Here is a 12536-nt window from a genome sequence, read left to right on the forward strand (position 1 = left end):
GGTCTTGTGTCCGCTCCGAGGTTTGGACCACTGTTTCCGGAGAGCTCTCACGTGTAGTCTCCTGCCGGAGCACCATCTGCTCGCCGGGGATTGTCTGCCAGCGGGTCACTGGCAGCACCGAACGCTCTCGCGTCAGTCGTTCCAGAGCCTGGGTACGTTCTCGCTCGATGGTCCGGTCCAGCGTCCGCTCCGAAGATTGGACCAATCTTTCCGGGGAGCTCTCACGCATGGTCTCCTGGCGGAACACCATCTGCTCGCCGGGGACTGTCTGCCAGTGGATCACCGGCAGCACCGAACGCTCCCGCGTCAGTCGTTCCAGGACCCGGCTGCTTGCTCGCTCAATCGTCCGGTCCGAGGTTTGGGCCCTTATTTCCGGGGAGCTCTGTTGCACCATCTCCTGCCGGAGAACCATCGGCTCGCCGTGGACTGTCTGCCAGCGAGTTACGGGCAGCGTGGAGCGCTCCAGAATCCGGGTACCTTCTCGCGCAATCCTCCGGTCCGGCAACTCCGCCTCCGCGGTCAGGCGGGGCAGCGTCTGGGCCAGAATACCCAGGGGCGGCTCCTGCCGCTCCGCGGTCTGAAGGAGCCGGGCATAGACCAGGCCTTCCCCCCGGGCCAGCGCCTGGAGCACCGGGGCCGCCTCTGCCTCCCCGCGCTTCTCCGGCTGACTGCCCAGGAGATTCCAGGTCCACGCCGCCGGACGGCGCTCCACCAGCGGGGCCATTTGGCGGGCCACCGCCTGACCCTCAGCCCGGCGGCTCTCCTTCACCCAGCGCTCCAGCACCTGGGTGACCGGCTCGGCCGGGTGGGTATCCCTGCGCAGGTACTCATTCAGGCGGTAGCGGAAGGATTTATACTCCTTTTGGCTTTGAAAGGTGAGCATCCGCTCCACCGTCGCCAGTGCGGCGGACGGTGGGACGGCGGCGGGCGCCGGTGTGGTCCGGACCGCGCCGCTGTCGGTGAGGCGGCGGAGCAGGACCACGCCCTCCTCTTCCGCCAGTCCGGAGAGCAGGCGCTCCCGCTCTCCCTGCCAGCTGCCGCCCCGGCCCTGGACATAGGCGGTCAGGCGCTCCCGGACGACGCGCTCCCGCTCTGCCGCCCGCTCCAAGGCCCGGACCGGCTCCCCGGTCAGCAGGCGCTCCACCAGAGCGGCAGGGTCGCCGCTGCGCTCGATGAGGTGGACCAAGGTCTCCTCGCCCGCGCCGGTCGTGCCGCCCCAAATGTCCGGGGCTTCGGCCGCCAGAGCGGACGCAGAGGCCAGCAAAGCCTGCCGCTCCGCCGGGCGGGCGGCGGACAGGATCTGCCACAATTCCTCCCGCCGGTGGGTCCGCTGCTCGGTGACCAAGCTCCGCAGCTCCTCCAGTGCCCGGCTCTCCGCCGGGATGGGGGTGGCCTCCGCCTCTTGGGGGGCCTCCATCGCCGTCTCGTTCGGAATGGCGGGAACCGCGGGCGGCACGTCCAGAGACGGCCCGGCCGGGCGGCGCTCCTCCGCCCAGCGCACCAAGGCGATCAGCTCCCGCCGACGGCTCTCCCGCACCAGGATGCTCAGCCGCTCCCCTTCCGGGGCCTCTGCCGCCTTGGCCTGACGGCCCGGGGAGATGGCTCCGCTGCGCTGGATGAGCGTCAAAAAAGCCTGCTGCACCGGCTGCGGAGCGGCCTGGATGTACTCCAGCAGCTCCCCGCGCCGGACCGGTCCGGCCTCCAGCGCGGCGCGCAGCCACTGCACCACCGGTGCGGCCTGGACCGCGAGCGGTTCCGTCTCCCGGCCCCGGTCGGGACCACGGGACGCAGACGGTGCTTCCGGCACCCGGTCCGGGATGTGCTCCAGGGCCGTCTCCCCGCTCGCCCGATGGGCCGGGGCTTCTGCCGTCCGGGCATCGGCACGCCGGGCGGGCAGCGCTTCCCTCATTCCCGCCTGGACGGATACCGGGCGGCTCAGGCCCCGCTCCAGCACCCGCAGCAGCCGGGTATACTCCTCCCGGGAGCTCTCGCGGACCAGTTCCACGAGCCGGTCGCTGTGGTCCGAGCGGTCCGGCGTCTCGCCGTCCGGGGCGTGTTCGCGGCGGGGCACCAGACCCTGCTCCCGCTCCACCAGCGCCCACACCCGCTCCCGCTCCTCCCGGTCGGCCCGGAAAAAGAGGGATAAGAAGCGCTCTTTCTGGACGGTCAGGGTCTCCCGTTCGGCGGGTCTCGGGTGGGAGACCGGTGCACGCACCGTCCGCTCCACCTCCCGCAGGCGCTGCTCCAGCCGCTCCCGCAGGCGCTCCACGGTATGGGTGTGGGCTTCCCGGTCGGCCTGAGGCGCGGTCACCTGGCGCAAAATCTCCCGCACCTCCCGACAGGTCTCCCGGTCCCGGGTCTCCAGAGCGGTCAGGCAGTTGGTAAGGCTCCGGGTCACCGTCTGGCGCTCCATCGGCGCGGGGGCCTCCGCCCGGGCCGGAAGGCTCCAGAAGGAGCTGAACTGAAGGGCCAGACGCAGCGTGAGCTCCGTCAGACGGAGATCGCCCTCCTCCTGGACGGCCTCCCGCTCCTCTTCCTCCCGGAACACCAGCCAGGCCTCCGGATAGAGCTCCTCCCCCGTCCGGCCGAAGCGCTCCAGGATGGAGCGGGCAAACCGCGCCGCGCCGCCGTCCGACAGCGCCGCCGCCACAGGCCGGAGCCCGGGCCGCGTCAGCCCCCGGCGGATGGGCAGAGAGAGCACATGGGGCTTGAGCACTGCTTACACCTCCAGCTCGGTCAGTCCGCTGTGGGAGATCTCCAGCTTTTCCAGGGCCACGGAGCTGCCCAGGCCGTCCAGCTCGGTGAGCTCCCAGCGGGTGACCACGCCGTCCTCCAGCCCCCAGGAGCGCACCGCCGTCCACGTCTGCTTCTCGTTCCAGTGGTAGAGAGTGATGGTCACCGGCACCTGGATGCGCCTGCCCGGGGCCAGGGCGCGGAGCACCTTGGCGGCGTCCGTCTCCGCCAGGACCCCCTTTTCCAGGGTGAGGGTCCCGCTCTGGCTGCCCGGCCGGGTGAGCACATGGACGAAGTCATTGAGCCCGCCCTCGGTCAGCTCCTCGTGCTCCACGGCGCGCTGCAGGTTGCTCACTTTGGAAAAACTGACGCGGGTCTTGCCGAAATAGACCACAAAATACTGGTTGCCCACCACCAGATGGTGCTCCATCGTCGCGGCCATGGCCGGTCCCTCCTCTCCCCTCAGATCTGCTCAAAGATGTTTTCGCGCTTCTCCTCGTTGTTGAGCTGGGAGTTGATGCGCGATACCTCCCGGCACCAGCGCAGCCGCTCCAGGTGGTTCATGCTCAGCACCTCTTCCCGGCTCCAGTGGAGGTAGTAGCCCAAAAACGCGGCCTCCTCATAGATCTTTTCCGCCGGATAAACCGCTATTGTCCGGCTCCCAGAAAATTTACCGGGATCTCCACCTCTTCCCCGCAGTGAGGGCAGATCCCCTTGTAGCAGGGGGTCTCCATGGAGTTGATGCGCTGGTAGAGGTCCTGCAGGTAGGCCAGATCCATGGTGAAGAGCTTTTCCACGATCTTGGTGTCCACCGCCGGCAGCGAGCCCAGGCGCACGATCACCCGGGCCAGCAGGATGATGGTGAGATACGAGGGGTTCTGCTGCACCCGGGGGTCCCGCAGGGGCAGGATCTCATCCGCCGCGTTGGCCAGGCGCATGATGCCCTCCCGGTGGAGCATCCCCGTGTCGTCCACGTAGCCCCGGGGCAGGGTGAAATGAAATTCCGTCTCAAAGGTCATGCTGAAAACCTCCGCTCCTGGATATGCGGACAAGGCCGGAACGCCGCGGGGCTCCCCGCCCCGCGGCGCACCAGCCGCCGCTTTGGTCTATTTACGATACGCGGGTCATGCCCTCGTGGGCGATCTCCACCGTCTCGATGGCCACCTCGGAGGAAGTGGCGTTGAAGTCGGGGGCGGTATAGCGGATGGGCCAGGCGTTGATGACCTGCCAGGAGGCCACGTCCTGCCCCGCCTCATCCAGGGAGGTGATGGTGATGGTCTTGCGGTCCACGGGGCCGTCCACGCCGGTGATGAGCCACTCGTACATCACCAGGGAGTCGGTCAGGCCCTTTTTCAGGGTGATGTTGCCGTACTTCTTCAGGCCGGGGATCTTGTAGGGCGTCTGGACCATGTCGCCCTCCCGGTACTCCATGACGTCGATGGAGGCGTCGAAGCCAGTCACTTCGGAGAAGCCGCCGGCGTCCAGGCCGTCGATCTCCACCCGATATCTGAATTTTCCATAGGGGTAAGCCATAACTCAAGCGCTCCTTTCCAGTTGTGTTACTCGCCGGCCTCGCTGGTCTTCTGGGTGATGCGGAAGATCACGAATTCGGCGGGCTTCACGGGGGCCACGCCGATGACGCAGATCAGGCGGCCGTTGTCGATGTCGTCCTGGCTCATGGTGCTGCGGCCGATGTCCACGAAGAAGGCCTCCGAGGTCGAAGAGCCGGCCAGACTGCCGTTGCGCCACAGCCCGGTGAGGAACACATCGATGGTGCGCTTGACCCGGACCCAGAGCTGCTCGTCATTGGGCTCGAACACCGCCCAGTTGGTGTTGGCCTTGATGGACTCCTCGATGAAGATGAACAGTCGCCGGACGTTGACGTACTTCCAGCTGGCGTTGGAGGTGGCGGTGCGGGCGCCCCAGACGCGGATGCCCTGGCCGGGGAAGGCCCGGATCAGGTTCACGCCCTTGGGGTTGAGGATGTCCTGCTCCCCCTTGTTGAAGGGGGTGTCCAGTCCCACGCAGGCCCGGACCACCTCGTTGGCGGGGGCCTTGTGGACGCCGCGGGTGTTGTCGCTGCGGGCGTAGATGCCCAGGATGGAGCCCGAGGGCGGGATGGCGATGTTCTTCTTGTCCAGGGGATCGAAGATCTCCAGCCAGGGGTGGTAGAGGGCGGCGTAATTGGTGTCGAACATGTCGCGGTGGTTCAGGATGTCCTGGACCTTCCGGGCCTCCCGGGGCAGGTCCAGCACGGCGAAGCGGCTGCCCAGGTTCTCACAGTGGGCCACCAGCATCAGCTGCACGTTGGGGTCCACCACGCCGGGCACGGCCATCAGGGAGACCATGTCGTTGTCCAGGAAGGCCTGGATGCCGGTACGTCTGCCCGCGCCGTTGTCCACGCCGATGAAGTCGGCGGCGGAGAGATTCCCCACGCTGCCGTTGCTGCCGCCGGACAGGCCCACGGTCACCAGGGCGTCGCCCTCGGCGGCGCACAGGCTCTGGAAGGGGGCGGTGCTGTCCTCGGGCAGGGCGCCGAAGGACACGCTCACCAGCTCGGACTTGGCCAGACGCTTGCCCACGAAGGTGGGGGCCTCCACGTTGAAGGACAGGTTCTCATAGAGCTCCACCTGGTCGTCGTACTTGACCTCCATGGAGAACTCGCAGGTGCTGATGGTCTTGATGGGCAGCAGGTTCTTGTCCACCACGTCCTCGGCGAACTCCTCGGCGAAAGTGAGGACATTGTCCTGGCTCTTGACCACCTTGTTGTAGACGGCGGTCTTTTTGTCGTCATAGACCACCACGTCGCCGGCGTGGAAGCCCGCGCCGTTCTTCACCACGTACTCCTTGCCGTTGGGCGTCTCCCGGATCTCCAGGATCTGGGTCTTGGCCTTGCTGGCGGGGGTGAGGACCACCCGGATGTTGTCGCCCCAGATGCCGGGGTTCTTGGCGGCGAAGGTCAGCACCGCGTCCCCCTCAGCGGGAGCCGCGCCCTGGGCGCACTTGGCGTCGCCGGGGGCCACACGGGCCACGAAGCAGCGGGAGCCGCCGTTGATGAAGAAGTGCTCCACCGCGTAGGCCAGGAAGCGGTACTCCCCGAACTCGCTCTCGGACAGATACCCGCCATAGGTGCGCTTGAAGTCGGCAAAGTTGGTGATGAGCTGGGGCACGCCCTCCACAGGGCCGCGCTCGGCCAGACCGATGAAGCCCGCGGTACTGGTGCTCACACCCTCCATGGGCTTGCCGCCGGACTCGAACTCCTCGACGTAGACGCCCGGGGACAAATACTCAGCCATAGTTTCCCGGTCCCGGTCCTTCCCGGAACCGGCTTCCCCCTTTCTGATCTGATTTTCATAGATTGGGTTTCCGCTTTGGTGCTCTCATCATATCAGCCTGCTCTGAACCGTTCTCTGAACAATTGACTGAACAGGTCGGATTTTTCACTTTTTTTCCGGGCGCTCCCCGCCGTCCCCGGCGGGCTCCTCCGGCAGGTCCGGCGTGTTCTCCGGCTCCTCGGGCGGGGGCTCCTCCCCGGCGGGCGCGGCGGTGAGGAGCCAATAGCGCCGGGGCGGCTCGCTCTCCCCCGCCCGGCGTTTGGACTCCTCCCTGGCCTTCTGGAGCATCAGGCGCACCTTCCGCTGCTGGGCCGCCTTCTCGGTCAGGCTCTGGCGGAGGGCCTGCCGCCGCCGCTCGAGAGCGCCCAGCTCCGCCCGAGCCTCCGCTCCGCCCCGGGCGCGCAGGTCGTCGGCCCGCTCCCCCAGGGCCTTGAGCGCCTCCCGCTCCGGCCGCCGGTCCAGAAAGGGCACCTGCTCGGCGAGCACCTCCTGCGCCCGGCCGTGCATCATCCGCTGGAACTGGCCCAGCATCCGCCCCGGCGCGGGCTTGTCCGGGCTGCGGAAGGCCAGGGCGCTCTGCTCCGGGTCGTGGGGATTGGTAAAGAATTCCCCCCGGACCCGCTCCATCTTCCGGGCTCCAGAGGCCCGGAGGGCCTTCTCGTCCCGGGTGGCCGCCGGTCCCTCCCGGCTGCGGCGCTTGGAGACCACCAGGGTCAGCTGCTTTTTCCGGTCCGTCCCCACCGCCAGGTCCCCGTAGGAGCCGGACAGCCGCGCCGCCTCCCGGGGGCGGTCCTTCTTCTCCTGGGCGGGGTGGGGCTCATAGCCGGTGAGGCGGTCCTCCCCCTCCCGGCGGGAGAGGGGCGAGACTTCCCGCATCCGCCCCTCGGAGGTGCGCCAGAGGGGCTTCCGACCCTCCTCCCGGCGCTCCTTTTCCTCAAAACTCGCCATCGTCGTCCTCCTCCGCCAGCATGTAGTACTCCCCAAAGTCCGCGCGGGTGAGCACCTTGCCGCTCTTGCTCAGCTCCCGCCGCACCGCGGTGAGCAGGTGCTCCATCCCCACGGCGCGGCCCTCCCCGGCGGCCAGAAAGGCGGCGTTCACCGCCACGTTCTTGATGCCGCTGCCGGTGAGCTCGAACTGGCCGGCCAGGTACTCCCAGTCCACGTCGGCCTCCACCGGCGTCTTCTTGGGAAACACCGAGCGCCACAGCAGCAGGCGGTAGTGGGCGTCGGGAAAGGGAAAGGGGATGATGAATTTCAGACGGCGCTTGAAGGCCTCGTCAAAATTCTGGAGGAAGTTGGTGGCCAGGATGCTGACCCCCTCGTACTCCTCGATCTTCTGGAGGAGATAGGCCGCCTCCATGTTGTTGTACTTGTCGTGGGCGTCCTTCACCTCGGTGCGCTTGCTGAAGAGCACGTCGGCCTCGTCGAAGAAGAGCACCGCCTGGCTGCGGGAGGCCTCCCGGAAGATGGCGCTCAGGTTCTTCTCGGTCTCCCCCACGTACTTGCTCACCACGGCGGACAGGTCCACCTTATATAATTCCAGCCCCAGCTCCCCGGCGGCGATCTGCGCCCCCATGGTCTTGCCGGTGCCCGGCGGGCCGGAGAAGAGCATGGACAGTCCCGCGCCGTAAGCCAGTTTCTCCCCAAAGCCCCAGGCGCCGTAGACCTGAGGGCGGTGCTTCATCTGGTCGCAGGCGCTGCGCAGCAGGCGCTTGGAGCGGGGCGGCAAAATGAGGTCGTCCCAAGTGAAGGCGGCCTCCACCTTCCGGGCCTTCTCCCCCAGGTCGCGGCGCAGCTGGCTGCGGCAGCCCTCCTCCAGGCACGCCCGGTCCACCCCGTCCAGCCCCGCCCAGCGGGCCAGGGACCGGGCGCTGTCCAGCGCCCGCCGCATCTGCCCGGGGGTGAGGCGGTAGGCGCCCGCCAAACGCGCCGGGTCGGCCTCCTCCACCAGAGGCTGATCGGCCAGCAGACGGCTCCAAAGCCGACGGCTCTCCTCCAGGCCCGGGAGAGGGAGGGGCACCGTCACCGGGCGCCAGCCCGCCGGGCCCGCGCCCACCGGCCAGCTCTCTCCGCACACCAGAAGGGACACGCCCCCGGCACGGGCCGTCTCGTCCAAAAGCTCCCCCAGCCACGCCGCGGCGGCGGGGTCGGTCCGGGCTTCCTCCACCACGCCGTCCAGCCCGGTGAGGCACGCCCCGCAGTGCTGGAGACGCTCCTCCCGCAGGAGGGCCCGGCGGAAGGCTTCTCCCCCTTCGCCCCGCAGATACGCCCCGTCGGCCAGCAGCAGCGGTTCCTCCAGCCGCCCGGCCAGGGCCCGGGCCAGGGTGCGGCGGCCCGCTCCCTCCAGCCCGGTGAGGAGGAAGGTGGTGTGCTCCCCCTCCGCCCGGCGCAGGTACTCCGCCATGCGCCCGGCCAGGTCCCACAGCTCCGGCGGGAACGGAGCACCATTCCCGGCGGGTACAAGGGTCAGGCCTGGGGTCTCCGGCTCCTCCCAGGCGTCCCAGAGGGCAAAGTCCACCACCCGGCGCTCCGGCCGCAGGGGGGTGGTCAGGCGGGTGGGACCCTCCGCCGGCTCCAGCGCACAGCCCATCAGCGCCCCGCTGGGTGCCAGAGCGGAGCGCAGCTCCCCCCGTCCGGTCCCCTCCAGCAGGCACAGGGCCAGCCCGGCAGTGAGGAAGCCCTCTCCCACCGGCTCCAGCGCGGCATAGGCATCGGCGAAACCCTCCTCCAGTTCGGGCAGGAGCGCCAGAGCCAGACACTGGCTCTGGACCCAGTCCAGACCCAAGGCGGCCTGGAGATACGGGAAGGGCAGGAACACACCCGCCGCGGCGGAGGCCCGTGCACGGCCCTCCAGCGTCTCCCAGTCCGGTGCTTCCGGTTTTCTCCCCTCCGCTCGGTCCAGCAGCCCCCGGCCCCAGGCCGCCAAATCCCGCCAGGCGCTCTCCCGGTTTGGGTAGGGGGCAAAATCCTGTTCTCTCATCACGACGACCTCCCGCTGCCCAGCCGGCGGAGCAGACATTCCTGATAGACCCGGGTGACTTCTTCCCCCGGCTCCGCGCCCAGGTCCTCCTTCAGGGTCTCCTTCAGGCGGTTATAGAGGCTCATGGCGCTCTTGACCTCCCCCAGCGCGCCGTAGCAGCGCAGCAGCTGACAGGCCAGCTCCTCATCGTAGGGCTCCTGCCGGATGGCCGCCCGCAGACACTCCGCCGCCCGGGCATAGTCCTCCTGCTCCATCCAGCGCTGGGCCCGCTCCCGGTGGTAACGCAGAAATTGCCCGGCATACCAGGTCCGCCGGTCCTCGGCCCACACCGACTCCACATCCTCCAGATAGGCCCCCTCACAGAAGCCCTCCGGCTCGTCCGTCTCCTCGCCCCGGAACAGGGCCTCCACCGTCTCCCGGTCGGAGCGCACCCGCTCCAGATCCAGGCGGTAGCGCTTTTTCTCCCGCAGGATAATCCCCTCCAATCCGTAGGGCGCCAGGCTCTTGCGGATGTTATAGAGGCTGGTGTGGAGCAGCGAGGTGGCCTTGGCGGCGGGCGACTGGGGCCAGAGCATGTCCATCAGCTTCTCCCGGTCCACCCAGGCCCCCTCCAGATGGAAGAGGTAGGCAAACAATTCCTGGGTCTTGCGGGTGCGCCAGTGCAGCTCCTGTCCGTCGGGGAGCAGCACCCGGAAGGGACCGAAGCACTTCACAAAAAGCCCGGGCTCCTCCCCGCCGGCCGGCTCCGCGCCGCGCTCCAGCTCCTGCAGCGTCCCGCGCTCCCCGGCGGTGAGGCCGGGGCATACCAGTCCGTTCTCCCGCAGGTAGGTCCCGCAGCGGCGCACCAGCGCCAGCGCCCCGGCGCGGTCCTCCTCCCGGAGAAGAAGGGCCTCCTCCAGGTCCAGAAACGCCAGGAAGGCGTTGCCCCATCCCCGTCCGTTGTGCCAGTCCTCCCGCTCCGGGCGGGTGCGGCGGCACAGTTCCAGCGCCCGGGCATACGCGCCCCGGCGGGCGCACTGCCGCACCGCCAGCCAGCGCACCCCGTCCAGCATGGCCGGGATCTTCCGCCGCTCCAGCGTGAAGAGGGCCTCCTCGGTCTCCGCCGCCATGGGCTGTTGCAGCAGCGCCCGGCAGAGCACCGGAAAGGCTCCCTGGAACCGGCTGCTGCTCCCGCCCCGGAGGACGCCGCTGTCCCAGAAGGTCTGGACCGGGGGCTCCGCGTCGCCCCCCTCCATGCGGGCGATCTGCTCCACGATGGCCTGGATGAGCACGATGTCCTGCATGGTCTGGTGATAGACCCAGTCGGGCATCTCCTCCACGGCCTTGCCCATCCGGGCGCGGGCCGGACCGGGCCGTCCGCTCAGGGCCAGGTAAAATTGGATATAGGGCGCCACCGCCGCACCGGCGCGGTCCCCCTCGCCCCGGAGGAGCACATACATCTGCATGGCTCTGCGGTACTCCCCCATGGCGAAGCAGCAGATCACGGCCTGCTCCCGGCACCAGCTGCGCTCCAGCGGGTCCCGCCGGGCTCCGCTGCTCTCCAGCTCCTCCAGGACCTGGCGGAGCACCTCGTCAGCCGGATAGAGGTCCAGCCGGTTGTAGAGCCGCAGCTCCCACGCCTGCCGGCGCAGGGGGCTGTGGGGCAGCCGGTGGCGCATCCGGGGCAGCAGCTCCTCCACCAGGCCCAGGCTCTCCGCCGCGCTGCCCAGCTCCCGGGCCAGCTGGGCCCGTAGGAGCTTGGCCTCCAGCAGACAGCGCTCCCCGGTCCGGTCGGGATAGCCGTCGATCAGCTCCTCGGTCAGAGCCAACGCGCCCGTCTGGTCCCCCACCTGCTCCAGATACTGGCCCTTCAAAAGGCACATCTCCGGCGTGAGGGGCGCGCCGATGGCCCGCAGCTCCTCCAGCCAGCGGCGCACGGTGCTCAATTCGCCCCGGAACAGCGCCTCCCGGCCAGCGTCCTCCAGGGCGCGCTGCAGCCGCTCCCCGTCGCCGCAGGCGATGGCATACTCCGCCGCCTGGGCTTTATCGGGGGTACGGAGGTAAAAATCCGCCGCCTGGGCCAGCAGTGCCGCGCGCTGCCCCGGCTTGAGACGGCTGTCCAGGAAATCCCGGAACAGGGAGTGATAGCGGTAGATCGGCCCCCCAGACAGGCGCAGGATGAAGAGATTTTCCTGCTCCAGATAGGCCAGCTGCCCCGCGGCATTGTCGATGCCCAGCAGCGCGTTGCACACGTCGGGGCGGAGATACTCCAGCACCGACGTGCACACCAGGAACTGCTGCAGGTCAAAGGGCAGCTTCCGGAAGAGCTCGTGCATGATGTAATCCCGCAGATAGGGCTGCTGACAGGCCTGGTCCAGGTCCAGCTGGTCCACCCGCAGCCGGGTCTGCCGGGCGTAAAGGATGGTGAAGCACAGCCCCGCCGGCCAGCCCTCCATCCGGTTTTGAAGGGCCTGTGCCGTGGCCGCCAGCCGGTCGGGCGCGGTATCGGCGGCGATGAGCTGCTCCACCTCCTCCAGATCGAAGGCCAGGCTCTCCGCCCCCAGCACCAGGGCCGAGCCCTCCAGCAGATAGCGGGCGCAGAAGGCCGGCGGCGCGCTCTTGGTGGCCAGGATAAGCCGCAGGCCCCGGGGACGGCTGTCCAGAAGCAGATTCAGGAACAGAAAGATCCACTCGTTCTGGATCACCTGAAAATTGTCCAGGATCAGGTTCAGCCGCTCCCCCTTCCGCCCGCGCAGGACCACGGCGAAGTCCAGGGCCAGGTTGCGCACCAGCTCCTCGTCCTGCTGGAGCGTCAGGTAGGGCGACAGATCGAACTCCAGCTCGGGCGCCGCCCGGGACACTGCCGCCCACAGGTAGCGGGAAAAGACCATGATGTCGTTGTCGCTCTCCCCCACGTGGTACCAGACACATTGCTCCGGGTGGCGCTTGGTGTAGTGGGTGAGCAGCACCGTCTTGCCATAGCCCATGGCGGCGCTGATGACCAGCAGCGGCTCCTCCGCCTGGTCCAGCCGGTCCAGGAGCCGCTCCCGGACCAGGAAATGCCGGGGTGCGGTGGGCGCCTGGAGCTTGCTACTCAGCATCCGCTCCCTCTGCGCCCCGCTCATACGCACCGCTGCAGGGCCCGGGTCACCTGCTCCTCCTCCACCGGGAAGCGCAGAAACATCCGCGCCCGCAGCCGGTAGCTCTGCATGCCAAAGTCCTCGTCGTCTGAGATCCAGATCAGCGGGACGCTGGCGTCCAGCGCCCGCACGCCGATGGCCGACTCCATCCCCAGCGCACCCTGAAGGGCCACCACCACCGCGTCGCAGCTCCCCCGCCGCAGCCGGTAGAGGAGATCCTCCCGCCGGGCAAAGCACTCCACCGCCGGGCAGCGCCCCTCCTGGCGGGCAAACTGATGCACGCTCTTCTGAAAAAACGCCGTCTGCTCGGGAGCACACAGCACCAGACACCGAAATTCCATCCCGTCGTCCTCCTCTTCTCTGGCCGCG

At 68.7% G+C, this 12536-nt stretch carries 10 protein-coding genes; all 10 read right to left on the minus strand.

Going from position 1 to position 12536, the window contains the following annotated elements:
- A partial coding sequence (locus B5G43_RS05095) for a hypothetical protein (protein WP_143382835.1) occupies positions 1 to 2716 on the minus strand: 2716 nt, incomplete at its 3' end.
- A 3-nt stretch (positions 2717 to 2719) separates the two neighbouring features.
- Positions 2720 to 3175, minus strand: coding sequence for a phage tail protein (locus B5G43_RS05100; RefSeq protein WP_087259399.1), 456 nt, complete (start codon positions 3173 to 3175; stop codon positions 2720 to 2722).
- Positions 3176 to 3195: 20 nt separating this feature from the next.
- The gene (locus B5G43_RS05105) at positions 3196 to 3339 is read right to left on the minus strand and encodes a DUF6760 family protein (protein WP_204244524.1); all 144 of its coding nucleotides are present in this window, start codon (positions 3337 to 3339) and stop codon (positions 3196 to 3198) included.
- 41 nt (positions 3340 to 3380) lie between these two features.
- Complete coding sequence (locus tag B5G43_RS05110) at positions 3381 to 3752, minus strand: hypothetical protein (protein WP_087259401.1); 372 nt, start codon at positions 3750 to 3752, stop codon at positions 3381 to 3383.
- Between the two features lie 91 nt (positions 3753 to 3843).
- Positions 3844 to 4266, minus strand: coding sequence for a phage tail protein (locus B5G43_RS05115; RefSeq protein ID WP_087259402.1), 423 nt, complete (start codon positions 4264 to 4266; stop codon positions 3844 to 3846).
- A 26-nt stretch (positions 4267 to 4292) separates the two neighbouring features.
- On the minus strand, positions 4293 to 6029 hold the full coding sequence (locus B5G43_RS05120) for a phage tail sheath family protein (protein ID WP_087259403.1): 1737 nt from the start codon (positions 6027 to 6029) through the stop codon (positions 4293 to 4295).
- Positions 6030 to 6173: 144 nt separating this feature from the next.
- Positions 6174 to 7016: a hypothetical protein gene (locus B5G43_RS05125; RefSeq protein ID WP_087259404.1), complete on the minus strand. Its 843-nt coding sequence runs from the start codon at positions 7014 to 7016 to the stop codon at positions 6174 to 6176.
- Entirely contained in the window at positions 7003 to 9048 is a 2046-nt protein-coding gene (locus tag B5G43_RS17970) for an ATP-binding protein (protein ID WP_087259405.1), read from the minus strand. The genes B5G43_RS05125 and B5G43_RS17970 overlap by 14 nt, the downstream gene beginning before the upstream one ends.
- The gene (locus B5G43_RS05135) at positions 9048 to 12128 is read right to left on the minus strand and encodes a BTAD domain-containing putative transcriptional regulator (protein WP_158097358.1); all 3081 of its coding nucleotides are present in this window, start codon (positions 12126 to 12128) and stop codon (positions 9048 to 9050) included. The genes B5G43_RS17970 and B5G43_RS05135 overlap by 1 nt, the downstream gene beginning before the upstream one ends.
- A 20-nt stretch (positions 12129 to 12148) precedes the next feature.
- The gene (locus B5G43_RS05140; protein ID WP_087259407.1) at positions 12149 to 12508 is read right to left on the minus strand and encodes a hypothetical protein; all 360 of its coding nucleotides are present in this window, start codon (positions 12506 to 12508) and stop codon (positions 12149 to 12151) included.
- Between the last annotated feature and the right edge of the window lie 28 nt (positions 12509 to 12536).

This window comes from Flavonifractor sp. An92 (assembly GCF_002159175.1).
In the GTDB taxonomy this organism is placed as follows: domain Bacteria; phylum Bacillota; class Clostridia; order Oscillospirales; family Oscillospiraceae; genus Pseudoflavonifractor_A.

Coding starts and splice junctions, on each gene's coding strand:
- B5G43_RS05100 (WP_087259399.1), bottom strand. CDS start 3,175: ATGGCCGCGACGATGGAGCACCATCTGGTGGTGGGCAACCAGTATTTT.
- B5G43_RS05110 (WP_087259401.1), bottom strand. CDS start 3,752: ATGACCTTTGAGACGGAATTTCATTTCACCCTGCCCCGGGGCTACGTG.
- B5G43_RS05115 (WP_087259402.1), bottom strand. CDS start 4,266: ATGGCTTACCCCTATGGAAAATTCAGATATCGGGTGGAGATCGACGGC.
- B5G43_RS05120 (WP_087259403.1), bottom strand. CDS start 6,029: ATGGCTGAGTATTTGTCCCCGGGCGTCTACGTCGAGGAGTTCGAGTCC.
- B5G43_RS05125 (WP_087259404.1), bottom strand. CDS start 7,016: ATGGCGAGTTTTGAGGAAAAGGAGCGCCGGGAGGAGGGTCGGAAGCCC.
- B5G43_RS17970 (WP_087259405.1), bottom strand. CDS start 9,048: ATGAGAGAACAGGATTTTGCCCCCTACCCAAACCGGGAGAGCGCCTGG.
- B5G43_RS05135 (WP_158097358.1), bottom strand. CDS start 12,128: ATGCTGAGTAGCAAGCTCCAGGCGCCCACCGCACCCCGGCATTTCCTG.
- B5G43_RS05140 (WP_087259407.1), bottom strand. CDS start 12,508: ATGGAATTTCGGTGTCTGGTGCTGTGTGCTCCCGAGCAGACGGCGTTT.